At 62.4% G+C, this 24,711-nt stretch carries 27 protein-coding genes; 15 read left to right on the forward strand and 12 right to left on the reverse strand.

All coding sequences use genetic code 11. From position 1 onward, the window contains the following. Positions 1-56 precede the first annotated feature (56 nt). The 3 genes from YH3_RS12725 (at position 57) to YH3_RS12735 (ending at position 2,119) form a co-directional block, all read left to right on the forward strand. On the forward strand, positions 57-575 hold the full coding sequence (locus YH3_RS12725) for a MarR family winged helix-turn-helix transcriptional regulator (protein ID WP_003943230.1): 519 nt from the start codon (positions 57-59) through the stop codon (positions 573-575). A gap of 121 nt (positions 576-696) precedes the next feature. Further along, positions 697-1,197: a hypothetical protein gene (locus YH3_RS12730; RefSeq protein WP_064443523.1), complete on the forward strand. Its 501-nt coding sequence runs from the start codon at positions 697-699 to the stop codon at positions 1,195-1,197. Between the two features lie 10 nt (positions 1,198-1,207). After that, a complete protein-coding gene (locus YH3_RS12735) occupies positions 1,208-2,119 on the forward strand; it encodes an NmrA family NAD(P)-binding protein (RefSeq protein WP_238592606.1) in 912 nt (303 codons plus the stop codon). 42 nt (positions 2,120-2,161) lie between these two features. Here YH3_RS12735 and YH3_RS12740 read toward each other — a convergent pair whose 3' ends face one another. After that, positions 2,162-2,410, reverse strand: coding sequence for a DUF3253 domain-containing protein (locus tag YH3_RS12740; protein WP_064443525.1), 249 nt, complete (start codon positions 2,408-2,410; stop codon positions 2,162-2,164). Positions 2,411-2,515: 105 nt separating this feature from the next. On the opposite strand from YH3_RS12740, the gene YH3_RS12745 reads away from it, so the two are divergent. Then, positions 2,516-3,142, forward strand: coding sequence for a class I SAM-dependent methyltransferase (locus YH3_RS12745; RefSeq protein WP_193777162.1), 627 nt, complete (start codon positions 2,516-2,518; stop codon positions 3,140-3,142). Positions 3,143-3,270: 128 nt separating this feature from the next. After that, positions 3,271-3,738 carry a hypothetical protein gene (locus tag YH3_RS12750; protein ID WP_058227801.1) on the forward strand — a complete coding sequence of 156 codons (468 nt, stop codon included), beginning with the start codon at positions 3,271-3,273 and terminating at the stop codon, positions 3,736-3,738. An 18-nt stretch (positions 3,739-3,756) separates the two neighbouring features. Here YH3_RS12750 and YH3_RS12755 read toward each other — a convergent pair whose 3' ends face one another. From YH3_RS12755 to YH3_RS12765, 3 genes are all read right to left on the reverse strand, one after another. Continuing rightward, positions 3,757-4,194: an SRPBCC family protein gene (locus YH3_RS12755; protein WP_007735601.1), complete on the reverse strand. Its 438-nt coding sequence runs from the start codon at positions 4,192-4,194 to the stop codon at positions 3,757-3,759. Positions 4,195-4,290: 96 nt separating this feature from the next. Continuing rightward, positions 4,291-4,977, reverse strand: a complete 687-nt coding sequence (locus YH3_RS12760; RefSeq protein WP_064443526.1) for a hypothetical protein — start codon at positions 4,975-4,977, stop codon at positions 4,291-4,293. Further along, a complete protein-coding gene (locus YH3_RS12765) occupies positions 4,974-5,894 on the reverse strand; it encodes a LysR family transcriptional regulator (protein WP_050654943.1) in 921 nt (306 codons plus the stop codon). Before YH3_RS12765 ends, YH3_RS12760 begins: the two co-directional genes overlap by 4 nt. A 95-nt stretch (positions 5,895-5,989) precedes the next feature. On the opposite strand from YH3_RS12765, the gene YH3_RS12770 reads away from it, so the two are divergent. The 3 genes from YH3_RS12770 to YH3_RS12780 are packed head-to-tail and all read left to right on the forward strand — an operon-like array spanning position 5,990 to position 8,967. After that, positions 5,990-7,192 carry a YbfB/YjiJ family MFS transporter gene (locus tag YH3_RS12770; RefSeq protein WP_064443527.1) on the forward strand — a complete coding sequence of 401 codons (1,203 nt, stop codon included), beginning with the start codon at positions 5,990-5,992 and terminating at the stop codon, positions 7,190-7,192. A gap of 45 nt (positions 7,193-7,237) precedes the next feature. Beyond that, a complete protein-coding gene (locus tag YH3_RS12775; protein WP_064443528.1) occupies positions 7,238-8,266 on the forward strand; it encodes a nitronate monooxygenase family protein in 1,029 nt (342 codons plus the stop codon). After that, positions 8,263-8,967 (forward strand): hypothetical protein, encoded by a 705-nt coding sequence (locus tag YH3_RS12780; protein ID WP_064443529.1) that lies wholly within the window; start codon positions 8,263-8,265, stop codon positions 8,965-8,967. Before YH3_RS12775 ends, YH3_RS12780 begins: the two co-directional genes overlap by 4 nt. Positions 8,968-9,022: 55 nt before the next feature. On the opposite strand, the gene YH3_RS12785 is transcribed toward YH3_RS12780, so the two are convergent. Both YH3_RS12785 and YH3_RS12790 read right to left on the reverse strand, forming a co-directional pair. Beyond that, entirely contained in the window at positions 9,023-10,858 is a 1,836-nt protein-coding gene (locus tag YH3_RS12785) for an acyl-CoA dehydrogenase (RefSeq protein WP_064443530.1), read from the reverse strand. Positions 10,859-11,255: 397 nt separating this feature from the next. Next, complete coding sequence (locus YH3_RS12790) at positions 11,256-12,278, reverse strand: zinc-dependent alcohol dehydrogenase family protein (protein WP_054188331.1); 1,023 nt, start codon at positions 12,276-12,278, stop codon at positions 11,256-11,258. 134 nt (positions 12,279-12,412) lie between these two features. Here YH3_RS12790 and YH3_RS12795 point away from each other — a divergent pair, with 134 nt between their 5' ends. Then, positions 12,413-13,309 (forward strand): helix-turn-helix transcriptional regulator, encoded by an 897-nt coding sequence (locus YH3_RS12795; RefSeq protein ID WP_029256657.1) that lies wholly within the window; start codon positions 12,413-12,415, stop codon positions 13,307-13,309. A 27-nt stretch (positions 13,310-13,336) separates the two neighbouring features. On the opposite strand, the gene YH3_RS12800 is transcribed toward YH3_RS12795, so the two are convergent. Continuing rightward, positions 13,337-14,545, reverse strand: a complete 1,209-nt coding sequence (locus tag YH3_RS12800) for an MFS transporter (RefSeq protein WP_064443531.1) — start codon at positions 14,543-14,545, stop codon at positions 13,337-13,339. 178 nt (positions 14,546-14,723) lie between these two features. On the opposite strand from YH3_RS12800, the gene YH3_RS12805 reads away from it, so the two are divergent. After that, positions 14,724-15,809, forward strand: a complete 1,086-nt coding sequence (locus YH3_RS12805) for a sorbosone dehydrogenase family protein (RefSeq protein WP_064443532.1) — start codon at positions 14,724-14,726, stop codon at positions 15,807-15,809. Between the two features lie 109 nt (positions 15,810-15,918). Continuing rightward, a complete protein-coding gene (locus tag YH3_RS12810) occupies positions 15,919-16,323 on the forward strand; it encodes a DUF4259 domain-containing protein (RefSeq protein WP_003942974.1) in 405 nt (134 codons plus the stop codon). Positions 16,324-16,348: 25 nt separating this feature from the next. On the opposite strand, the gene YH3_RS12815 is transcribed toward YH3_RS12810, so the two are convergent. After that, the gene (locus YH3_RS12815) at positions 16,349-17,032 is read right to left on the reverse strand and encodes an SDR family oxidoreductase (protein WP_007735616.1); all 684 of its coding nucleotides are present in this window, start codon (positions 17,030-17,032) and stop codon (positions 16,349-16,351) included. A 77-nt stretch (positions 17,033-17,109) separates the two neighbouring features. On the opposite strand from YH3_RS12815, the gene YH3_RS12820 reads away from it, so the two are divergent. Further along, on the forward strand, positions 17,110-17,718 hold the full coding sequence (locus YH3_RS12820) for a TetR/AcrR family transcriptional regulator (RefSeq protein WP_238592608.1): 609 nt from the start codon (positions 17,110-17,112) through the stop codon (positions 17,716-17,718). Between the two features lie 94 nt (positions 17,719-17,812). On the opposite strand, the gene YH3_RS12825 is transcribed toward YH3_RS12820, so the two are convergent. Next, positions 17,813-18,778, reverse strand: a complete 966-nt coding sequence (locus YH3_RS12825; protein WP_064443533.1) for a hypothetical protein — start codon at positions 18,776-18,778, stop codon at positions 17,813-17,815. A 283-nt stretch (positions 18,779-19,061) separates the two neighbouring features. Here YH3_RS12825 and YH3_RS12830 point away from each other — a divergent pair, with 283 nt between their 5' ends. After that, positions 19,062-19,958, forward strand: coding sequence for an SDR family oxidoreductase (locus YH3_RS12830; RefSeq protein ID WP_064443534.1), 897 nt, complete (start codon positions 19,062-19,064; stop codon positions 19,956-19,958). Positions 19,959-19,997: 39 nt separating this feature from the next. On the opposite strand, the gene YH3_RS12835 is transcribed toward YH3_RS12830, so the two are convergent. Next, positions 19,998-20,624, reverse strand: coding sequence for an FMN-binding negative transcriptional regulator (locus YH3_RS12835; RefSeq protein ID WP_064443535.1), 627 nt, complete (start codon positions 20,622-20,624; stop codon positions 19,998-20,000). A gap of 79 nt (positions 20,625-20,703) precedes the next feature. Here YH3_RS12835 and YH3_RS12840 point away from each other — a divergent pair, with 79 nt between their 5' ends. Both YH3_RS12840 and YH3_RS12845 read left to right on the forward strand, forming a co-directional pair. Further along, positions 20,704-22,038: an aminotransferase class I/II-fold pyridoxal phosphate-dependent enzyme gene (locus YH3_RS12840; protein WP_225320193.1), complete on the forward strand. Its 1,335-nt coding sequence runs from the start codon at positions 20,704-20,706 to the stop codon at positions 22,036-22,038. Positions 22,039-22,146: 108 nt separating this feature from the next. Further along, positions 22,147-22,851 (forward strand): SDR family oxidoreductase, encoded by a 705-nt coding sequence (locus YH3_RS12845; RefSeq protein ID WP_042448150.1) that lies wholly within the window; start codon positions 22,147-22,149, stop codon positions 22,849-22,851. A gap of 50 nt (positions 22,852-22,901) precedes the next feature. On the opposite strand, the gene YH3_RS12850 is transcribed toward YH3_RS12845, so the two are convergent. Both YH3_RS12850 and YH3_RS12855 read right to left on the reverse strand, forming a co-directional pair. Beyond that, positions 22,902-23,270, reverse strand: a complete 369-nt coding sequence (locus tag YH3_RS12850) for a hypothetical protein (protein ID WP_064113535.1) — start codon at positions 23,268-23,270, stop codon at positions 22,902-22,904. A gap of 25 nt (positions 23,271-23,295) precedes the next feature. Then, on the reverse strand, positions 23,296-24,642 hold the full coding sequence (locus YH3_RS12855; protein ID WP_064443536.1) for an APC family permease: 1,347 nt from the start codon (positions 24,640-24,642) through the stop codon (positions 23,296-23,298). Positions 24,643-24,711 lie beyond the last annotated feature (69 nt).

Below are 24,711 nucleotides of genomic sequence, written 5' to 3' on the forward strand. Positions count from 1 at the left end.
GACACTAGCTCTGGTGGAGGGTTGACCAGAATGTAGTTAGGTGCCATATTAGTTGCATGGCAGTGGACGGAACCGATCACGACTCACCCACTTTGGATCAGGCGCGGCGGCAGTTGGAGCATTACGGCCTCGGGTCCGATCCGCAGGCGGTGCTGGTTGCGGTGCGGTTGATCTCGGCGGGCGCGCGGCTCGGTCGAGCGACTGAGGTTCACTTCGCGAGGTATGGACTGTCGACCGGCCGTTACCGACTGCTTGCGGATCTGGAAGACCACGACGGGGAGAAATCTCCCTCACGTCTGGCGGCTGATCTCGGCGTCTCGCGAGCCACGGTCACCGGCTTGGTCGATGGGCTCGAGCAGGAGGGTTTGGTCGCTCGACGTCCGTCCGCGGAGGACGGGCGTGGTGCGGTGGTCGTCCTGACTGCTCGTGGCGCTCAGCGGTTACGTGACATGGCGCCCGAACACTTTGCTCGTCTCGAGGAAATGGTCGACGAGCTCACTGTCGACGAGCGAGCGGTTTTTTTGGATCTGCTCTCGCGGGTCGTTCGCGGTATCGGTGCGCTGACTGCGGAGTAGTCGGCTGGGATTCCAAGTATTCGCGTAGCGATTCGAATCGTCGTCAATTCTCGACAGAGACTTCTCTTTTCATACCCAAATAGTTAGTCACCTAATTATAATCGGAAAGTTGGTCTCCTTCATGTCCGGACTCACCCCGCCGATCCGTCGCGAAAACAAAAGGGAGATAACCGATTCCAATCGACGCGTCCCGGTTGCCGATCGTCGCGCCGCACGACCTTTCATCCTGTGGAGAGAGGTGCTGGTCGCCTACCTTGCCCCTGCGCTGATGGCGGGTGCGGGCGGAGTCGCATCCGGCCAATCGGGCCTCACGATGGCGGCATTTACGTCCATTGCGGGCACGTCGGCAGTGGTGGCGTTGCTGATCGGCTCCTGGCTGCAGCGTCGCGGGAGGTCACGGCCGTGGACCACGGCCCTGCCTCGCATCATGGTGGCGGCAATTCTTGCCGTCGGAGCCGCTGTGATTGCTGGTCTCGTCGGGTGGTTCGCCTCCCGTTGGCTACCAGCTCACACGAGCGTGGTCGACACTGCTTGGCTTGCTCGCCTGCAACTCGATCTACCGATATCTGCCGCTGTCGCTGCCGTCATCGTCAGCTGGCGATGGCGCCGTCAGAATCCCTGACAGACAACACATGTCAACGATCCCCGGCTTCCCGGGGAAGACCGAAAGGAACACGATGATCGTCATCATGGGAGCGTCCGGAACCACAGGCGGCGCGTTGCTACGCAGTCTCGCATCCTCGGGTGTGCCGAGCCGAGCGCTGTCCCGCGACCCGGACAGGCTGAGCGCCCACCTCGGCGATTTGGCCGACGGTTTGGTCGAAGTAGTGCCGGCCGATGCCGCAGACCCAACTTCGCTACGGACGGCTTTCAAAGGGGCCGAACAACTTTTCCTCGCCATGGCCAACGGACTCGAACAGGTCGAGCTCGAAACGCGTGTGATCGACATAGCCGCCGAGAGCGGCGTCGAACACATCGTCAAGATCTCCGACCCCGCCGCCGCGGCCGACTCCCCCATCGCTCTCTCCCGCGGCCACCATGCCGTCGGCGAACACCTGCGTGCATCCGGGATCCGCCACACTCTGCTCCGCCCTTATGCGTTCATGCAGAATCTGTTGCTCCTGGCTCCGGCGGTGGCTGCGCAAGGGGTGATTCTGGGCGCGATGCGGGACGCGCCGTGCAACTGGATCGACTGCCGAGATATCGGTGACGTCGCCGCGGCCGTGCTCACACGCGCCGACCTCGCCGGCGGCACCTACGTCCTGACGGGCAGCGAGGCAGTCGGCTACGGCGGCATCGCCGATTCTCTGACCCGCATGCTCGATCGCCCCGTCCAATATATCGACCTGCCACCGCACGAACTTCGGCAAGACCTCGTCGATCATGCCCACATGCCTCCGTGGCTGGCCGAGCACATTCTGGAGATCCAGCAACTTGCCGTCTCGCGCCCGGAGTCACCCACCGACACGGTGGCACGTGTCCTGGGGCGTGAGCCACGAAGCCTGGATGCGTTCCTGCGTGAGCATCTGGACCGTTTCCGCTGATTCACGCTGCGAGAGCAGTGCCGCCAGCAGTCATGCGGTTGATCAACGAGCCCACCGAATCCTGATCGGACCTCGTACGGATTCCGGGTCGACGACTTCGCCGCCCTGGGTGATCTGCACTTCGCCGTGGGCCACCATGTGGCGGGCAGCCTCTCGGACGGGTTCCATCAGCGGACGCCAATTGTCGGGTGCCGCTGCGCGGGCCACGTCGGAGGGGCAGATGCTCGACTCGGCCGATCGGGCACTGAGTAGTTCGCGGATCTTCGCCGCCAGTTCTTTCTCTTCCACCATATGACCTCAGTTTCCGGACGTGACCGTAGGCCTTCAACAGAGTATGAACCTTCGGTTCGGCGAGTTGTGGCGAAGGAATGGTGCACATCGATAATCATTGACGGCGTGGAGAATTCGAGTGCAACGCGCCGCGACGTAGTCCGAGAGTCGTATTCGGCCAGATCCCAGGAGTACACGGACCTCTTCGGCTCGATGGATTCGACGCACGTATCTGATCGGGCCCTGGTGACCAGCTGGGCTGCCACTTTGACCGGCCCCGTGCTCGACGCCGGGTGCGGGCCGGGGCAGTGGACAGACTTCCTGGCCCAGAGCGGGCTGGCTGTGAGCGGGATCGATCTCGTGCCCGAGTTCGTCGAACGAGCCCGCACCCGATACCCGGATCTTTCCTTCGAGGTCGGGGGCTTCGAGGCATTGGACGCGAAAACGAATTCACTGGGCGGCGTGCTGTCCTGGTACTCGCTCATTCACCATCACCCGCAAGATATCGAGGCACCGCTCGCTGAATTCGCGCGCGTGATCCGCCCAGGTGGTGGGTTGCTCGTGGGCTTCTTCGAAGGCACAACGGTAGAGCCTTTTGATCACGCCGCGACGACTGGTTATCGATGGCCGGTGACCGAACTGGCCCAAATGCTGGTCACAGCGGGTTTCGACGTGATCGAGACCCATACCCGGACGGGGAGCGGCTACAGGCCGCACGGCGCAATCACTGCCAGCCGGCGCGGCGTCGAATAGCGGATCGAGACAGCGGATCGAGACAGGGCGAGCAATTCTCTTTCATTCATTTCGTGTGAGTGGTGTGCTGGATGAGTCACTCCCCGGCTTTTTCAGCACCGGATCATCCACAGTTGAAAGAAGGCGCCATGACTACGATTCATCTTCACAAGACGACCACTGCGACGCCCGAACAGGTCCTTGCCGGCCTGACCGACTTCGGCCCGGGCCGTGAGGAAATCTTCGGCCGCAGTGCGGACAGCTACCTGAAAGTGCACCAACAAGGACCCCACGATGCTGATGTCACCGAGGGCTCCAGTGGTATCTGGGAGCGTCTGCACTACGACTGGACCGACCCGCACCGCGTCGTGATGACAACCACCGACTCCAACCTGTGGGGCGGGGCGTCGAGCCATACCTACACGCTGACCCGGCAACCGACGGGTCTGACCGATGTCGACGCCGTCGTGGTCCGGGACGGCAAGAACCTCAAGGGAAAGCTCCTGGCGTCGGTACTCGGACTCGTCGGCACCCAAGTGCTGGGAAAGTCGTTCACGAAGTCCATCGATGCCATCGAAGCTCGCAACGGTGGCGCGGGCGGCGGCAACACACAGTGACAAGAACCTGACGGATTGTCAGAGCGCTTCGAGGGCCTCCGTCATCTTCTTCACCGTCTCCGGTGCCACTTTGGCTTCGAATCCCGCCTTCAGGAGAGGCGACGCAATCTTGGCGGCACCGTTGAACTCGACGTTCGCGTGATACTCGATCTCGGTCGAGTTCGGACCCACCGAAGTCAAGGTGATGTCGTCGGTACTGGTGGCAGTCTTGTTCTTTCCTTCGAGAACAACGTGATTCAGCTCGTCGGTCACCAGCGTGTACGTCAGTTCCGTGGTGACGCCGAACAGCTTCGACACGTTGTGCCATTGGGTTCCGACGCCGACAGGACCGTCGGAGATCTGCGTGCAACTCTCGGTGCCCGGATCCCACGTCGGCGCATTGGCGAAGTCGCGGAGAAACGCCGCAGCCTTCTCGATCGGTACCTCGGCGGTGAATTTGCGGGTGACGTCAACCATGCGGTGGGCCTTTCGGTTCATTTTTCGGCGGTAGTGCCGAGGCGAGACTTCGTTCCGACGCCCGGGCTACCCAAACTCGACGAACGGTAACCGCCTTCAGAAGACTGCGCGGTCCAGTGGACGTGGAAGCGGATCGAGTGCGCCGGTCTCGCGCAGGCGCTCGTACGCCCGAACGACCCCATCGACGGCCCCGATCTGTAGCAACACGCCGCCCGGTAACGCGGCAACGCCTACGGCCAGGTCATCCGGGATCGCGTCAGCGCGAGCGGACGAGAGGTAGCCGACGCGGCCGATCACGGGATCTCCGACGCGATAGTCGGACTCGTCTTCGAGAGCGTCGAGGATGTTGTCGTCGGTGACGTCCCCGAAGTCCGGTTCCCACACCGCGGCGAGCATCCGAAGTAGTTCTGTCTCAGGAACTTCGGCGGCGTCCGGCGCGCTGACAGCGAGAATCATCGACTGTAGGACGATTTCCGGTTCGCCGCCGGCCAACCCTGAGAGTTCGAGCCCCCATTCGGGCCCTCCGCCGGATGCGAGCCTCAACCCGATTCCCAGACGATCCGACCAGTCTTCGGCGGCCTGCGCGTTCTCGAGCACGTGTGCCAACTGGTCGACGGTCACGGCAGTAGCAGGTCCAGCGGAATGGATCTGTTGCCACGACCCGCCGACCACCTCGGGCAACAGGAATTCGACTTGCTCCAACGTCCGACGCCACCGGGAGGCCACGGCCTGCACCGATTCCGGCCGTCGTCCCCAGAAAACTCGAATAGCGCGTCGTGTCATCGAGTCCTCCGGTAAGGATCGTCCATGGGTAGCCATCTCCCGTCCTCGTGGATTCCGAGATCAGTGACGCCGCGGGTGAGAGCGTCGACGGCCGCGAGAACGGCAGGGCGCGTTTCGTTCTCACGACACAGGAGTGACCACGTCCAGATTGCCGCCGGGTCGATCATCGGGCGTGCCGTGAGATCGCTCGGCAGCGTGATGGTCTGCCCTTTGGGCGAGTTGACGACCGGACGGCCGACGGCACGGACGTGATCGAAGAATGCCGGGCCGGTGATACCACCGTCGTTGATGCGCATGATCTGTGCGCCGGTATCGCGAGCGAATTCTTCGGCGAAGACGTTCCACGAATACCAGGAGGTGGTGTCGTCGTCGACGAGCACGACGACGTCGCGTGCCCGCACCGGTGTGGTGTCCTCTCCGGTGGAGACGGCGTAGAGCCGATCCGCACCGAGCAGTCTGGCGTTCAAACCGTTTTGGGCGACATCGTATTTCCGTACCCAGGCGATCGCCAGATCGAGGCTGCCGTCTGCCACCCGCGCGGCCTGTGCGTGTGATGGCACCACCCAGGCGTCGACGTGCAGTTGCGCGACCCCTGAAGTGCGCGCGATCAGATCCGTGGGGAGCCAATTGACGTAGCCGATCCGGACGGGCTCCGCTCCGGACAGACGCTCCGCGCGGCGCCGCAGATTCTCGGCATTCTCGAGTAGCGCACGGACATCGGGGAGCAGCGCCGCGCCGGCTGGCGTCAGAGCGACGGAACGGCGGTCGCGGACGAACAGCTTGACGCCGAGATCGCGCTCGAGTGCCATGATCTGCTGCGACAATGACGGCCCGGCTATCAGTAGTCGTGCCGCGGCTCGGCCGAAGTGCAGTTCCTCGGCGACGACCTCGAAGTATCTCAGCTGACGCAGCTCCACGATCCTTCATGCTACGTGCGGTGGGAGGTTGCGCCTATCAGTCAGGAGCAAAGCGGTCGTGGCGGTCCGGCGCGGCCGGGGCACACGATAAGACCATGAGCACAGTCCACAACGGCGTCTCCCCACGAGCGCACGCTGTCCAAGCTGCCGCTGCGCTGGCGGCGAGCATGGGAATCGGTCGATTCGTGTACACACCGATTCTGCCGTTGATGCACACGCAGGCCGGTCTGTCCGCCTCGCTTGGCGCAACCTTGGCGACAGCGAACTACCTCGGGTACCTCATCGGCGCGCTCGCGGGAATCCTCATTCCCGGCGCGGTGCGCTCGGCAGCGGTGATGCGCACGTCGTTGGTGGTCCTCATCGCGACTTTGGCGCTCATGCCCACTACCCACGACGGATCCATCTGGTTCGCCCTGCGGCTCATCGCAGGCATTGCCAGTGCCCTCGTCTTCATGATCGCCGTCAGCGCTTTGCACGCGCACCTTCGGGGGCAGTCCCAATTCCTGGCCGGATGGGGATTCGGCGGAGTTGGGCTGGGTATCGCCCTGTCCGGGGTCCTCGTGTTCGTCGTCCGCGTCATCGGTACCTGGAGTACAGCCTGGCTGGCATCTGCGGCCCTTGCAGTGGTGTGTGCGGTCGCAGCCTGGGGATTGACGCCGGAACCGCGTCCGACCATCACACCGGACGCGCCGGGAACTCCCAGTTCCCAACGCGGGTTCACTGCCTTGTTCATCAGTTACTTCCTGGAAGGCATCGGCTACATCATCGCGGGCACGTTCCTAGTTGCCGCGATAGATCTGGCCGCTCCGCAATGGGTGGGCAGCGGTGCCTGGATAGTGGTCGGGTTGGCCGCATTTCCGTCATGCGCCCTGTGGGCTTGGCTCAGCCTGCGTTGGTCGAGGCCGACTCTGCTTCTCGTTGCCCTGTTGATTCAGGCGGTGGGCATAGCGCTTCCTGCTGTGATCGGAGGCGTCGGCCCCGCACTGATTTCAGCTTTCCTGTTCGGTGTCACCTTCCTCGGTATCGGGTCAATTGTGTTGGCAATCGGCGCGCACCTGCAGTTCCCACGCGCCGTGGCGTTGCTGACCGCTGGATACAGCGTCGGTCAGATTCTCGGCCCACTCGTTGTCACTCCGTTGCTGCGAGACGGGTATCGCGACGCTCTGCTGTTGGGTGCGGCCGTCGTTCTGGGCGCGGCAGTGGCCGCCGCGGTTTTGCGGTTCCGATTCCCTTCCGATCTCGATGCGGACCCTCGGACAGCCACCTCGACTGAGGAGGTAGTTTTTGATGTCAGATGACGAAACCGCCGGAGCACTACCCGACGTAGGACTGGAGATGTTCGAATGAGCGCACTCACAACCGATCTCGACCTGAAGGTCCCTGTCATCGCAGCCCCCATGGCCGGCGGCGCTTCCACACCGGCACTTGTTGCTGCTGCCTCTCGCGCAGGCGGTCTCGGATTCCTCGCCGCCGGGTACAAGACGCCTCAGGCTCTGTCCGAACAGATCGACGCCGTGCGCGCCGAGGGAGTGTCGTTCGGTGTCAACGTTTTTGCGCCCAACCCGGTGCCTGTCGATGTCGATGCCTACCGTGCCTATGCCAGGGCGATCCAGGTCGAGGCGGATCGCTATGGCATCACGCTGGCTGACGGTGAGCCGGTCGAAGACGACGACTATTTCGCGGACAAGATCGACCTGCTTCTGGCCAGCCCGGTTCCGGTAGTGAGCTTCACCTTCGGCATTCCCAGCCCTGTCGTCGTCAATGCGCTGCGCGCTGCCGGTTCGCTGGTCGTGTTGACGGTTACCTCAGCGGCAGAAGCGCTCCTTGCCGTCGAAGCCGGTGCCGATCTGCTTGTCGTGCAATCGTCAGCTGCCGGTGGTCACTCCGGAACGCTCACTCCTCTGGAGGTTCCGGCAGAAACACCGATCACCGAACTGATCGCACAAATCCGTCATCGCACCTCTGTTCCGCTATTGGCGGCCGGTGGACTGGCGACCTCCGCCGACGTCGCTGCTGCCTTACGTGCCGGAGCGGACGCGGCAGTGGTCGGTACTGTGCTGCTGCGCACCGAGGAGAGTGGTGCCTCGGCTCCGCACAAGGCAGCTCTGGCCGACACGTCCCGCGGGAACACGGTCGTCACAAGAGCTTTCACGGGACGTCCTGCACGGGCGCTTCGGAACGAGTTCATCGATCGCTACGACGCACAAGCGCCCATCGGGTACCCGGCCATCCATCACCTGACCAACCCGATGCGCAAAGCCGCTGTTGCGCAGGCAGATCCCGAGCGAATGCACCTGTGGGCCGGTACTGGCTATCGCCACGCGACGGAGGAACCAGCCGGGGTAGTGCTTTCGCGATTGGCTAACCTGTGACGGCGCGGACACCGGAAGCCGGATTGCCGGAAGTAGTGACATACGACGGGTTGCCCGGGTCCGCCGGTGGTGCACACTCGCTTCGAGTCAAGCGTCCCGATGTTGCATTTCAGCGGCTGCAGACATTTCTGGAATCCTGCACCGAACCAGTGTCGTTGCCGTCGTGGACGTTCGAGATCTACCAGAGTGGGCCATCCGAGCCGACCGCGCAGTTGTCATCGTTCGCTACCGAACTCTTCGGTGGGCCCCGCTACAAAGCGCAAACCCATACTGAATGGAACGTCCCACCTGGTTCTGTCAACGAAGCGCTCGATGCCCTCGTTGGTTGCGATGCGGTCACAACCCACGGACGTTCTGTGGCGGCGCTGACCTGCAGCGCGCCCGTACGCCTGATCGACCCCAACGCCCGCGCGCCGTACCCCGACATCACCCCCGACACGTTCGGCCGTTTTGCCGTGGATGGATACGGCCGGATTCTCGGCGAGTCAGGCATACGCGCAACCCTCGGCAACGCCGCATCCTCACTGTCCCTGTGGCTCAACCTGCCTGCAGACGAACGGTTGTCGTCCGGTGCTCGTCACCTACAAGACCATCTCCCGTTCCGGCTGTCCGCGAAGCACTGGCGTCTCTGGCGGCCGAACCGGAGCGCAGACTCTTATCGTTCCAACAAGATTCCGTCGCCGGTTCACGACCACGTTTGAATCACGCAGCAAGCATTCCGAGTTGCGCACCACCCATACCGCGCATGGCACGTTGTCAGAATGCGTCTTCCTCGAGTTCCATGATCTCGTTGTCGAGGGAACCCAGGATTTCTTTGGTCGACGCCAGGACGGGCAGGATGTTCTTGGCGAAGTACGACGCGATCACCACCTTGCCCCGATAGAACGACCGGTCCTTTGCCGACGCGTCACGGTCCAAGGCTGCCAACGCGACTTCCGCTTGCACCAACAGGCGCCATCCGATGAGCAGGTCGCCTACCGCGTTCAGAAAGCGCACCGAACCGAGGCCTATCTTGTACAACTCGGAGGGTTGGTCCTGGGAAGCCATCAGATACCCGGTGAGCGTCCCGGCCATCTCCTGCACGTCGGTCAAGGCGATCTCGAGCAGGACTCGCTCGGCCTTGAGTCGACCGTTCCCGGCCTCACTGTCGATGAACTCTCGTATGCGACCGGCTACGTGAGCGAGTGCAACGCCGCGGTCGCGTGCGATCTTCCGAAAGAAGAAGTCCTGCGCCTGGATTGCCGTGGTGCCCTCGTACAGGGTGTCGATCTTGGCATCGCGGATGTACTGCTCGATGGGGTAGTCCTGAAGATAACCGGAGCCGCCCAGGGTCTGCAGGCTCTCGGTGAGCAGTTCGTAGGCCTTTTCGGAACCGACGCCCTTGACGATCGGCAGCAGCAGATCGTTGACCCGCGCCGCCAGTTCGGCATCCGCCCCCGAAACCAACTCGGCGACATCGGCATTCTGGTGTGCAGCGGTGTAGAGGTAGACCGCTCGGAGGCCTTCGGCGTAGGCCTTCTGCATCGCCAGGCTGCGTCGGACGTCGGGGTGGTGCGTAATGGCCACGCGGGGCGCGGTTTTGTTTGTCAGCTCGGTAAGGTCTGCACCTTGAATTCGTTCTTTCGCATACTCGAGGGCGTTGAGATAGCCGGTGGACAGTGTTCCGGTAGCCTTGGTGCCCACCATCATTCGAGCATTCTCGATGACCTGGAACATCTGGGCGATACCGTTGTGGACATCACCCACGAGCCAGCCGACGGCAGGAACGTCCGTCGCTCCGAAGGTGAGCTCGCAAGTTGGGGAAGACTTGAGGCCCATCTTGTGCTCGACGCCGGTGACGTAGACACCGTTGCGCTCTCCCAGTTCAAGTGTGTCCGAGTTGAAGTGGGACTTCGGAACGTAGAACAGGCTCAAACCTTTGGTTCCTGGACCGGCGCCCTCGGGCCGGGCAAGCACCAAGTGGAAGAGGTTCTCGGCCGTGTCTCCGACGTCGCCGCCGGAGATGAACCGCTTGACGCCCTCGATGTGCCAGGTGCCGTCGTCCTGCGCGATTGCCTTTGTTCGGCCTGCGCCTACATCGGATCCGGCGTCTGGTTCGGTGAGCACCATCGTTCCGGCCCATCCGCGTTCGAATCCTTCTTTGGCCCAGTGTTTTTGCTGTTCGTTTCCGATGGTGTAGAGCACGCTCGCCATCAGTGGACCCATGTTGAAAAAGCTTGCGGATCCGTTTGCCGCGACCAACATTTCGCCGATCGCCCAGACCAACGGCGCCGGAGCAGGAACACCACCCATGCCTTCTGGTAGGCCGAGTCGCGACCAACCGGCCTCGTTCACCGCCTCGACCGTCTTGCGTAGAGGTTCCGGGACCACAACGGCGTGATTGGGTGCGTCGAATTCGACAGGGTTTCGATCCGCGTCGGCGAAGGACGCGGCGACCGGGCCTTCTGCCAGCCTCGATACTTCCGCAAGAATGTTGCGCACAGTGTCGGTGTCGAGGTCCCCGTAAGCGCCGGCATCCAGCAGTTCGCCGATCCCGAGTACCTCGAACAGATTGAACTCGATATCACGCACGTTGCTTTTGTAGTGACCCATTGTTCTCCGACCTTGGTTCGTCAGCAATACGGTTCGTCAGCAGATACGGCTTGTCAGCAGTACACAAGAAAGCCTGCCCCACAAGGAATTCAGTACGCAACCGTAGGTAGAGACGAGTTTCGTTGCTACAAAGTAGCGCCGAGTCGCTCTCATTGAAACATTCACTCGTACAATCGGTTTCCGCTGGTGGGGGTGCATATCAGTCGCGTAGCATCCTCTTGGATCAAAGCGGCTGCGCACCAATAGAAGTACCCATCCTCACCTTCGGCGTCATACGCATTCGCTGTGATCAGTGAACATGCTGCTCGGTAAACCAAGAGCGCCTCTCGTTGGTAGCCGAGACGTTCCTCGATCGGCGCGGAGAGCCCAGTTCTGACTCGTGAGCCTTTGGTATCGGTCAGAGGGTGAGTAGCACTTTGGTGGCGCGCCGCTCGTCCATCGCCTGGTAGCCGGCGGCGGCGTCCTCCAACGGGAGAGTGAGGTCGAAGACGATGCCTGGGTCGATCTGGTCGGTCATGATGAGCTCGATCAGTTCGGGTAGGAATCGCCTGACCGGCGCGGGACCGCCGAGCAGGCTCACCGTCGCGAAGAACAGGTTCATGCCGTCGAGTTCGACGCCGTGGGATACCCCGACGTAGCCGACATGTCCGCCGGGGCGGGTAGCTCCGATAGCCTGCATCATCGATTCTTGGGTGCCTACGGCTTCGACGGTCGAGTGGGCGCCGTAGCCGCCGGTGAGTTCCTTGATCTTCGCGATGCCCGCGTCGCCCCGCTCTTCGACGATGTCGGTGGCGCCGAATTGTGTGGCGAGTGCCTGCCGGTCGGCGTGACGTGACATGGCGATGATCCGCTCGGCGCCGAGTTGTCTGGCAGCGAGGATCGCCAGGAGTCCGACTGCGCCGTCGCCGACGACGGCGACTGTTTTGCCAGGTCCGGCTTCCGCAGCTACGGCGGCGAACCAACCGGTGCCGAGTACGTCGGAGGCTGCAAGGAGGCTGCGAGCCTGCCGCTCGGTCGGCTCTCCGCGGACAGGGACGAGGGTGCCGTCCGCGAGCGGGATGCGAGCGTATTCGGATTGGGTGCCGACCGAGCCCATCATGACCTGGTGGATACAGCGAGACTGAAAGCCCGCCTCGCAGATTTCGCAGGTGTTGTCCGACGCGACGAACGAGCCCACGACGAAGTCCCCAACTTCGATGTCGTTGACGTCGGGGCCGACCTGTTCGACGACGCCCACGTATTCGTGTCCCATCGGCGTCGGGCCATTCAGCTCTTCGATGCCGCGATACGGCCAGAGGTCGGAACCGCAGACGCAGGTGGCTGTAACGCGAATGATCGCGTCGGTCGGTTCGACGATCACCGGCGCATCGATCTCTTCGACCCGGACATCGCCGGGGGCATGCATGACGACAGCGCGCATGACGTGGCTCCTCACCATCGGTTTTCTCGTGTCACTTCAACCTGATCACGATTTGGCGGCGTGCGGGAGTCCCGCGCGATAGTGGTACTGCGAGGGACTCCCTCGCTACCGGTCACTGACTTAGGCTCGATGGCATGGACGATCGAGCGCAAGTACGCGAATTCCTGACCTCGCGGCGCGCCCGAGTCACGCCCGAACAAGTTGGACTTCCGGCCGGATCGAACCGCCGCGTGGACGGTCTACGTCGAAGTGAAGTGGCAACCCTCGCCGGCGTGAGCGTCGAGTACTACACGAGGCTCGAGCGCGGAGCGATCAGCGGCGCATCGCCGGGTGTACTCGACAGTATCGCGAAGGCCTTACGACTCGACGACGCCGAGCGCGCCCACCTTTTTGATCTCGCGCACGCGGCAAGCCCGGTAGCCAGGCCCCCGCGTCGGCGAAATGCGAAGGGCTGGAAGCCCCATCAGAGCCTGCAGTGGGCGCTCGATGCAGTCACCGCGGGACCCGCTTTCGTGCGGAACGGTCGCATGGATCTTCTTGCTGTCAACCCACTCGCGCGTGCGTTTTACAAGGACCTGTACGACATGCCGGGGCAGCCCCCGAACATCGCGCGCTTCACGTTCCTCGACGAAAGGGCTTTCGAGTTTTATCCGGACTGGAACGCGTTTGCCGAGGTGACCGTCTCGATTCTGCGAACCGAGGCTGGGCGAGATCCTCACAACAAGGAATTGCACGATCTGATCGGTGAACTCAGCACTCGGAGTGAGGAATTCCGGCGTCGGTGGGGCGCGCACGACGTCCGCCATCACGGCACCGGATTCAAGACTTTTCACCACTCCGCCGTGGGGGAGCTGACGCTTGCCTTCGAAGGTTTGGAGATGGCCGCCGAGCCGGGGTTGACGCTCACGATCTACACCGCAGAGCCGGGATCGCCGTCCGCGGAACGGATGCAGCTACTCGCCTCGTTGGCAGCCAGTGAGAATGCGGACTCTGCTCCTCACGTGTCGGAGCGGTCGCTGACGGACGGCTGACGAACTGCGCGACGGTTGATCGGGTCGTCAGTTGACGACTTCGACGGTGGTGCGCTTCGTGCGTTCCTTGCGCAACAGGATCATCAGCGGCAGAAAGTAGAGAGCGGCAACGCCGGTGCCTACCAACACCGGCCCAGTGGCACCGAGACTCGAGGCGAACGCAAACCCGGCGATCCAGGAGCCGACCGCCGTGCCCAGATTGAACGACGAGGTGCTGAGAGCAGAAGCCATCGTCGGCGCCTGATCGGCATAACGCACAGCCATCCCGATCAGGATGGGATTGGTCGACATGCCGAACAGTCCCAGCATGACTACGAGAATCACCGTCACGATCACGTTGTGCGAGAAGAGGCAGAGCGCCCCGAGTACGAGAAACGTCATCGCTGCCGAGACGAACAAGACCCCGTACTGATGCTTCGCACCGAGTCGACCGCCGAGATTGGAGCCGACGAACGCACCGAGTCCGTAGCCGACAAGCACTAGCGGCACTGCCGACGCAGCAAGTCCCGTGTTCTCGGTCAACAGCGGAGAGATGAAGCTGTACGCCGCCAGCGACGACCCGCACACGACGGCGCAACCGGACAGAACGAGCCAGATGCGTCCGTCCCGTAGGCTCGCGATCTCCGCTCGCCAGGACGGCACCGCACCGGAGTCGGTGTCGGCGGGTACCAATCGGTGGACGACGGCCGCGGCAACGAGTGCGAGGGCGGCGAGGGCCCAGAAAGGACCACGCCACCCGATGCTCTGACCGGCCAGAGCGCCGAGCGGAACACCGATGACGTTCGCGAGCATGCCTCCACCCAAGACGATGCCGAGCGCGCGCGAGGAAGACGCCGGGCCGGCCGCTTTTGCCCCGACCACTGCAGCGACTGCCCAGAATGCGCCCGTCGCCACGGCTGTGAGGAAGCGGGCGCCGAGAATGAGTCCGAAGTTGGACGAGAGCGCAACGATGACGTGTCCGATCGCGAAAACAACCAGCGCCGAGCTCAAGGTCACGCGTCGAGGAACCCTGAGTGTCAAGATCGCCATCGCCGGCGTGCCGACAATCATTCCGATCGCGAAGACGGTGATCATCAGGCCGACGTTCGCGATCGACGTACCGAGGTCACCCGCGATCTCGGGAAGAATGCCGGCGACGACGAATTCGGTTGTACCCATCAAGAAAACTCCGACGGCCAGCACGTAGATCACGAGCGGCAGGCGGCCGGTTTCTTCGACGGTCGGGGCGGAAATCATGAGGTGGTCAGTTCTCTTTCTGTTGACGACGCGTATGTCGTGGCGCACCCGTCCAGGGCATCACGCCCGTCGCCTGCGAGGGAGTCCCGGTCGTTGGGGGTACTCGAAGGGACTCCCGGTGTGGCCGATTGCGCGCTACCGTCGGCGCAAAGACTGCCTGAACCCGGGAGGCGCGCCCATGACACGACGACAGATCCGAGGGCTTGGCGCCGCCGTGCTCCTTTCGGCCTTCCTGACGGCCTGCGGTAGCGAGGATCCTGAAGGGCCCGGTCCACAGGCAAGCACGACAACACGATCGGCGCCCGCCGCGGCCTTCGGTGAACCCGAGACCGTCGCCGACGGCTTGGACGCGCCCTGGTCGATCGCATTCCACGGCGATACACCACTAGTCAGTGAGCGCGACAGCGCGCGAATCCTCGAACTCGACGCCGGCGGAAACAGCCGCGAGGTGGGAGTCGTCGACGGCGTCAGCCCAAGAGGTGAGGGCGGTTTACTAGGGATCGCAGCACGTGAAAACCGCCTGTACGCGTACTTCACCGCGAACGGGGAGAACCGGATCGAACGCTTCGACATCATCGGTGCTCCGGGGGAATTCGCGCTCGGGCCGGCCGAGACGATTCTCGACGGGCTCGCTTCGGCCAACTACCACAACGGTGGTCGCATCGCGTTCGGCCCGGACGGGATGCTGTACGTGACCGTCGGTGATGCCGGTAGTCGAGACAGAGCTCAGGACCTCGACTCGATGTCCGGGAAAATCCTTCGAATGACTCCGGATGGTGATGTGCCGCAAGATAATCCGTTTCCGAACTCGTTCGTCTACAGCTACGGCCACCGCAACTCCCAGGGCATTGCCTGGACCGAGGACGGCACGATGTACGCCAGCGAGTTCGGGCAGGACACCTGGGACGAACTCAACCGGATCGAAGCCGGCGGAAACTACGGGTGGCCCGAGGTCGAAGGGATTGCGGGGGAAGACGGATTCATCGACCCGCTCCAACAATGGTCACCGGATGATGCCAGCCCCAGCGGAATCGCCATCCACGACGGCACGATCTACATCGCCAACCTTCGTGGTGAGCGACTCCGCACGGTGCCCTTGACCGATCCCGCGACCGCCGACGAGCAATTCGTCGACGAATACGGGCGCCTCCGTGATGTTGTATTCGCACCGGACGGGTCGCTGTGGATACTGACGAACAACACCGACGGTCGTGGCGACCCCAACCCCGGTGATGACCGCATCCTTCGCGTGCCGTTGCGCTGATGTCGATTTCCGGCGAACGCAGTACTTCCAGCCCGAGGGTCCTGGCCGAAGCCTGTGATTCACTAATATCTTTACGACAGGTGCGCCGGGTACGGATCGGAGAGACAGCATGGGGACTTGGGGTTCAGGACCTTTCGACAACGACGTAGCGGGCGACCTGCTCAGCGCAGTACAGGCGGGTGACTACGACATCGACGATTACGCTAGCCACCCCGATGGCGGTTATCTCGATGCCGATGATGCTCAAACAGCAATCGCCGTCGCCGAGATTCTTGCGGTTGCGCACGGCGTTGCGCCGAAGCCTGTGCAGCTGGATGGAATTGACGCCGCCGGGTACGTCAGCACCTTGAGCCCGGAGCAGAAGAGTTGGGTCCTCTCCGCACTCGAGCGTGCAGTTTCCGACAGCGACACTTCGGAGTTGTACGAGTTGTGGGAAGAGAACGGTCCGGAAGACCTCGCAGCTTGGCGGGCACCGATCCTGAGCAGATTGGCCAGCCTCAAAACGGTGGGGTAAGCGTCACTCGTCTGCAGTCCCTTGCTTACTCGGAGTTCGACGAGGACAGACTCCCCTTGACGTACCGGGTGGTGTCGTCAGCGAGGATCTCGGCGAGCCCGCTTTCGATACCGTCCAGTGCTTGCGCGGCGACGTCGGCAGGATCGATCTTCTGTTCGGCGGGTACGCCAGCGGCCATGTCGGTATCCATGTATGCGACATGCAGTGCCGATACGGAGATTTTGCGCGGCGCAAGTTCTTCTCGAACGGCGTCGGTCATCGCCCAGGCCGCTGCCTTCGACGACGCGTAAGACCCGAGCGCGGCTGGATGGAACCAGGACAGCACCGACAGAACGTTGAGTATTGTTCCGCCGTCGTTGTTTTCGATGACAGGAGCAAACGCCCGGGTCACGGCGAGCGGGCCGTAGAAGTTGACGTCCATCTCTCGTCGAATGTCATCGATGTCGCCCCCGATCAAGGGCGCCGAGGTAGAAATACCTGCGTTGTTGACCAGCAAGGTCACATCCGATGCGATTTGCGCGGCGGCGGTTATCGATTCGGCGTCCGTCACGTCCAACCTCAGGGGGATGACGCCGGGTAGATCGACAGTTTCCGGATTGCGCGCAGCCGCGTACACCTTTGCGCCGCGCTCGACGAGTCCCGCAGCCAGATGGCGTCCGAGCCCGCGATTGGCTCCTGTGACGACCGCAACCGTCTTGTTCAGGTCCATGATTCTCCCAGTGTTGTGATTGCTCGTGACGTTTAGATTATGAATCAAATCTAAGTGTCGGCTAGGATAGATGTCAAGTGAAATCCAAACTGGAAGGCGTTGTGATGGGCCGCGTATCGCAGCAACAAGCGGAAGAGAACCGTCGGCGCGTCGTGGAAACCGCAGCCCGACTGTTCCGAGAGAAGGGCACTCACCTCAGCGTCGCCGACCTGATGAAGGCGTCGGGGCTGACCCACGGTGGCTTTTACAAGCAGTTCGCGTCCAAGGACGCTCTCATCGACGAAGCGACCACCCACGCCTTCAAGGAACTGGCTCAGCTGCACTCTGCGGGACTCGAAGAGCATGCAGGGCAACGTGACTCCGCCCGAAAAGCTTTGATCGATACCTATCTCTCGGTGGCGCATCGCGACAACCCGGCAGACGGATGCCCCGCTGCTGCGCTCGCCGCCGACATGGCGCGCGAGCCTGCAGACAGCGAGGCCCGTCGGGTTTACACGGAGGGAGTGGGGGATTTTGCCGCAGCTCTTGCCGACGACGAAGCTGTCGGTCTCCTCCGGCTCTCCACCATGCTCGGTGCACTGGTTCTTTCGCGAGCTACCAAGGGTTCCCCGCTCTCCGAGGGAATTCTCGATTCCGCGCGCGTCGAACTGATCAGAGGGCTTCGAGAGCCGCTGTCATCTTCTTGACGGTCTCGGGTGCCCCTGGCCGCGAATCCCGTTTTCACGAGGTCCAGTGCTCGCGATTCCGAGAGTCGGACTCTCGATATGTCGATTGAACGCTCTAGTTGATTCCGACGACTTCCTGGGCGATCGCTGCGAGTCTTGCCTGGGCAGCGGATACGACGCCGTGTCGGTTCTTGTGCGCTTCCTCGTACGCAACGATGTCCCGCACCTGTGCGGCGTCGGTCAGTTCCTTCACGGCGGAGACGGCTTGGGTGACGTTGAGTTCGTCGAAGTCTTCGATGGGAAGTTCAGTGGGGTCGAGTAGCCCACTCGACTTCCGTACCGAACGGAAGACGTCGGCGGCACCGTCAGCACCTTCTCGGCGAGTGACCTTCTCAGCCGTGGCGATGGCCGCATCCCTACTGGCCGAGAGTGTTTTCACAGTCACGTCACCGGCATATGCGCCCCAGCTGATCAGCTCACCCAGTACCGGCGGTGAGGTGCGAACAGCGTCGATGGCACGGTCGAGACTGCGGGTCGACCAGGAGACCGGAACGTTGACCAGCCGTATCGCCGCGCCGGTGGCAGCTTGCATCGGTGTGCGGCGCAAAGCTGCCGGTCCACCGAGTGCCTCTTCGGCCAAGACAGTCGTGAGCCAGTCCACGGTCGCGGAGTGTGCAGTGATGAGGCGGTCGGCCAACGCCGCGACGGTCTGATCGCCGCCGGCAGTGGCCAGGGCCTTGAGGTAGCGGGAACGGTCGAGGAGTTGATGTTCGAGCGCAAGGTCTCCCAATACCGCTTCGTCGAAGGGCTGAGCCTGTTCGACCATCGCTTTCACTCCGGCTGTCGCGCGTCCGATGAACGGACCGACCAATTCCGGCACGCCCCCCAGATCGCGAATCGTGGACTCTATGGAACTCGCCCTTTCACGGCCGTTCTCTGCGTTTTCCGTCAATTCGCGTCGAACAGCCTCGGTTCTGGCCTGTGCGACGCGCGTTTCGGCGACCTGGATCTCGGTGTGCGTCAGACCGAGGAGCATGCGTAACTGGGTGATCAAGGCGGACGTGGTTTCGGAGTTGCTCATATCGGGGTCGTCCCTTCGTCGGTGCGTGCTTTACGTGATGTTCAGCTTCTGCTCGACGAGTGCTCCGCGGGTCGCGGAGCCACCGCCGCTACGCGGGCTACCCCGACCTACCGCGTAGTAACCACAACGAACAAGTGGGATCGACGCACCGAGATCGTCGGCGCCAGGACGAGTGAGATCCCGGCCACCCCGAGGTTTCGATTTCTATTCGGCGGGAAGGAGGCATGTGCAGTGCATCCATCCAGAAGCCCACGAGAAACTGCGTCACCTGAGGAGTATCGATATGCCGGACCAGTACGCAATGCAGGACCCGACCACGCGGTTCCCCGCTCCTGTGCGTGAGCGGCAGGCGGAGATCGCACACCCCGGTCTCACCGCAGACATGATTTCTCCTCCCGACCACGGTGAAAACACCTATCGAGGGAGCGGTCGACTCGAAGGAAGGCGTGCGATTGTCACCGGAGCAGATTCGGGCATCGGACGTGCGGTCGCGATTGCATTTGCCAGAGAAGGCGCGGACGTTGTCCTGAGTTATCTCGACGAGGAAGAACAGGACGCTCGGGAAACCGCTCGCTGGGTCGAGGAGGCAGGTCGCAAAGCCGTCTCGGTGCCGGGAGATCTCCGAAGCGAGGAACATTGTTCTGCTTTGGTCGAAACCGCGGTGCGTGAACTCGGCGGACTCGACATCTTGGTGAACAACGCCGCGTTTCAGATGGTGCAGATGGGCGGCATCGCCGATATCACCACCGAACAATTCGACCGTGTGATGAAAACCAACCTCTACGCACTATTTTGGCTCTCCAAAGCAGCGATCGCGCAGATGGAGCCCGGATCGACGATCGTGAATACCTCGTCCATCCAAGGTGCGTCCCCGTCGCCCGAGCTGCTCGATTACGCCACGACAAAGGCGGGCATCATCGACTTCACCAAGGGGCTGGCCGCCGATGTCGCACGGAAGGGAATCAGGGTCAATGCCGTTGCACCTGGACCGATTTGGACGCCACTGATTCCGGCGACGATGCCCAAGGAGAAGTTCGAGACGTTCGGGGACGACGTTCCGCTCGGGCGGGCAGGTCAGCCGACCGAGCTTGCTCCCGCCTATGTATTTCTCGCCTCTGGCGAATCCAGTTACACCACTGGGGAAGTCATCGGCGTGACGGGTGGAAAACCGCTCACCTGAATGTGCGACTAGACAAGGCGTACGACGACGGCGTAACGGTCAACCGTTGTCGAGGCCGGCGGCGACCATCGCTGCGGCGGTCTCTCGTTCGGAGAATGAGCCCTTCTCCAGACCCCGGATGACGCCGGAGCGATCAGCGGGGGAACGGTTTTGGTTCAACTTCGCTTTTCCGTAGACACGGGCCACGTGCAGTTCGATCCCCACAATCCCTCGCAGCTGCGCATCGATGAACTGCGGCGGCGCGTCGGTGACCTTCCATTCGTTCTCACGGCCGGATTCATGTCGAGCTGTCAGTGCGGTGACGTGCGCACGCAGCCACTGCTCGTCGTCGTGCGCAACCAGTTGGCCGTAGACGTAGAGAACTTCGTAGTTCCACGTCGGGACAACCTTCCCGTGGACGCTCTTGCTCGGGTAGAACTCGGGGCTCACGTAGGCGTCGGCGCCGGGGAGGATCACCAGAGACTCCGATGTCCCGGTGTATCGCCAATGCGGATTCGTCCGGGCGAGATGCCCCTCCAACACGTTTCCTTCGGCGTTGTACAGCAGTGGCATCGACGTGACTTCGAGGGTCTCGGGGCCCGGTGTGACCAGGTGTCCGAATCCGCCGGCGTGGAGAGAGTCGGCGACCGCGTCATCGGAGAGGCGGAATTGTCCGGGCAGAATCATGTGTCTCCTCACAGATTTTTTGTCATGTGACAATGTGTCACAGCGTGGAGGTTTTGTCATGTGCTAATAGAGTGAGCCTGTGACCAGCACTGTGGCGGACCAGGTGAGGCTCTATGTCGTCCGCGGGACAGCGGGCGAGATTTCCGAGGGCATCCGCAATCTCATCAGTGCTGGGGTACTGGCTCCAGGGGATGCGTTGCCGCCCATACGGGCCTTGGCCGACGATCTCGAGGTTCACCGGAACACAGTTGCCGGAGCCTATCGCTTGCTCGTGGCGGCGGGAGTTGTGGAGACACAGGGCCGGCGCGGCAGCTTCGTGCGAGCCATACCGTTCCTGGAAGGAGAAGGCGGTATCGCTCTTCCTGGCAGCGTGGATCTCGCCAGCGGAAATCCTGATCCGGCATTGCTGCCTGATCTCAGAGCCTCGTTGGACCGGACCACTTACACGCCCCGGTTGTACGGCGCCGCAGCCACCGAGCCTCTACTCGATTCCTGGGCACGTTCCTCGATCGAGGACGAGGTTCTAAGGCCGTGCTCGATCACCATCACCAACGGTGCCGTTGACGCGGTCGAGCGACTGTTGACCGCTCATTTGACCCGAGGTGACGCCGTCGCGATCGAGGATCCGTGCTTCCTGGCGAGCATCGGAACGCTCAAAGCCAACAGCTTCCGAGCGGTACCGATGGACATCGACACTTCGGGTATTACCCCGCAAGGGCTGCTGCGTGCTCTCGAAAGTGGTGTGCGCGCGATTATTTGCACCCCTCGTGCGCACAACCCCACCGGGGTCAGCATGAGCGCCGACCGAGCGGCGATTCTCGGAAGCATCCTGGCCGAGTTCCCTCACGTTCTGGTAATCGAGGACGATCACTTCTCTGCCGTGTCCAGCAATCGGTACTGTCGGCTCGCTCCGATGAGCACGACGCGGTGGGCGCTTGTTCGTTCCGTGTCGAAATTTCTCGGGCCCGACCTGCGCGTGGCAGTGGTCGCCTCGGACCTCGACACCGGCATTCGGCTGAGCACTCATCTCCGGTCGGGCGCCAACTGGGTCAGTCACCTGCAGCAGCGCTTGAGTGCTGAACTGCTGAGTGATCCGACGGTGATCGACGGCCTCGCCAATGCTCGCGCTGTCTACGAGCGCCGCCGAACCCTTCTGAAATCTGCACTGTCAGAACATGATATCGAGGTTCCTGACACTTTCGACGGACTCAATGTCTGGGTTCCGCTGGATCGGGATTCCGAACCGATTGTCGAGCGACTCGCCGAGTCTGGCTGGCTCGTGCGGGACGGAAGTCAGTTCTCGGCGACGCCGGGTCAGTGCCACCGGGCACTTCGTGTGACCGCCTCCACCATCACCTCTGACCAAGCACGCGAGTTCGCCAGTGCCCTGGCTGAAATATTGGCGAGCCCGTAGTTGTCCAGCTGCACTACGGTGCGAATCTGAGTCTCTCGCTTCTCGACGAAACTACCGGCGACGGCTGGATCGATAGGATCGGTTCGAGCGACGACGAAGGGTGTAATTGTGGCGAGGGCGGTTGTTGTCGGTGCGAGCCGAGGTCTTGGTCGTGCTTTGATCGAGGGTCTGAGGAGCGATGGCGACGAAGTTCTCGGCATATCGCGTCGGCGTCCTGACGGGTTCGACGTCTCCGAGTGGATCGAAGCCGACCTGACCGATCCTGTTACGGCAGCGAATTCGATCGATCAGGAGCTTGTCGGTGGTGTAGATACCCTGATCTGCAACGTCGGAATTTGGGAAGGGGATGCCTTCACTTCCGATTATGCGTTCACAGATCAATCCGATGTCGAAATGCTCGAAATGATCAACGCCAACATCACGGCCACAATTCTCCTGCTCAAGCGCCTGATCCCGAGAATGATCGGCCGTCCTCGACCTCGGATCATCTTGACCGGGTCCACCTCGGGACTCCCGCGAAGCGGTAGGCCGGAGGTTGCGTTCGGTGCATCGAAGTTCGCGATCAACGGCATTGCCGACGCGTTGAGAGAGGGCTATCGGAAGGACAGACTCGCAGTGACTGTCCTTCATCTCGGATATCTCAATACAGAAGACGGACTCGACGTGCCCCGAGACGTCGCTGCCGCCAGGGGAGAGGGATCTCTGGTCCCGGTACATGACGTTGTGGATACGGTGCGCTCGATCTCGAGTTTGTCGTCTTCGACGTCAGTGCGGGAAGTAGTCCTCACTGCGATCGACGATCCGCGATTCTGATTTGCGGCTGTCGACTCAATCTGGTTGCTGAACAGATGTATTCAGAGAATCTAGACCCCGATCAAGAAGTAAGCTCCGGTCAGATACGTCAGGGTGAGGCCCGCCAAGGCCCACGCCATGTACGGCCGGATGTAGAGGCGCCGCAGGCGGTGCAATCGCAGGGAGGCTCGCAAGAACGCGCCCACGGTCCCGAGCAGCAACATCAGGCTCGGGACGAAGACCGCCAGTCGGCGATCCTTCTGTGAGCACAGCAAGGTGTCGGTACCGAAGCATTCGCCCCGCCGGGAGCCCAACCACACGATCGCGATAACCAAAACCGTGGTAGCCAGAACGACTGACACGCCGTACGTCAGGGTTCGCCTGTTGATCTTTCGCTCTCGACGCTGAATTACATCTGACGCGTCAGAACTGTCGGTCATCACACCGGCTCCTGTACATCGCACCTCACTTCGTGGATCGGCGGTGGGAGAGGGCGTACAGCACTACTCCGACGGCCAAGAGTAATGATGCGCGTAACCACGTCGCAGCGCTCTGCTGGGTGAGCAACGCAACGCACGTACCGAGAGCGAGGATCGGGAAGATGATCGGCGTTCGGAAGTGTTTGTGTTGCACTGCGTCACGGCGCAGAACCAGGACGGCGATGTTGGTGCTGATGAATACGAAAAGCAGCAGGAGTACCACCGTCTCCGCCAGGGCTGACAGCGATCCGGTGACGCAGAGAGCCATGGCAACTGCTGTGGTCGCGATAATCGCCACCCAGGGGGTCCGTCGCTGCGGCAGTACCCGAGCGAAGACGCTCGGGAGCAAGCCTTCCGATGCCATCCCGTATGTCAGCCTGCTCGCCATGATCATTGTCAGCAGTGCGCCGTTGGCGACGGCGACCAACGCGATCAGGCTGAACAGGCGAGGCGGAACGCCGACGTCGGCAGCTGACACAACTTCCAGCAGTGGCCCGGAGGATGCGGCAAGTTCGTCGGCGGGCAGGACCACCGAGACAGCCAGGCCGACAAGGACATAGGCGGCGCCGGCTGTCAGTAATGCTCCGAACAGTGCGCGTGGGTAGACCTTGCTCACGTTCTTCACTTCTTCGGCGACGTTCGCGGACGTTTCGAAGCCGACAAAAGAGTAGTACGCGAGGAGTGCCGCAGCCAGCACCGCGAGTGCAGGCGATCGGCTGTCGTCGAACTCCACGACGCGGCTCAGGGTTCCGTCGCCGCGCCCGAGAACTATGCAAGCGAGGACGACAACGAGGACGAGCCCGGTGACCTCCACGACTGTCATGACGACGTTGGCGCGCATCGACTCCTTGATGCCTCTGGCATTGAGAAGTCCCACCACGAGCAGGAAGACGAGCGCCGCTGGAACGGTAGGGACGTCGATGAAGGCTTTGAGATAGTCGCCCGAGAAGGCGAGGGCGAGTCCCGCCGCACTGGTTACGCCGGCCGCCAGCATCGAGAAGCCGACAAGGAACGAGATCAGTGGTTTCCGATACGCCCGTTGGGCGAAGACGGCTGCGCCGCCCGCTCGCGGATATTTGGTGACCAGTTCGGCATACGACGTTGCTGTCAGCAATGCCATGACGAGCGCTACGAGCAGTGGTACCCAGACGGCTCCACCAACTTCACCGGCGATGACGCCCACCAACGCGTAGATACCGGCGCCCAGAACATCTCCGAGGATGAACACGAAAAGGAGTGGGCCGGTTATCGCCCGGGTCAGAGTGTTCGTACCGCCGCCTTCGTCGCGGCGTGCGGTTTCGTCCACGTTCTCGGCCCTCGCGGCGCGTCGCATGTGCAAGGTTCATCCTGTCTTCATGGTGACGTGCCGCCACCTCAGGAGCAGTCATGTACCCATTGACCG

Source organism: Rhodococcus sp. YH3-3, from assembly GCF_001653035.1.
In the GTDB taxonomy this organism is placed as follows: domain Bacteria; phylum Actinomycetota; class Actinomycetes; order Mycobacteriales; family Mycobacteriaceae; genus Rhodococcus_F; species Rhodococcus_F qingshengii.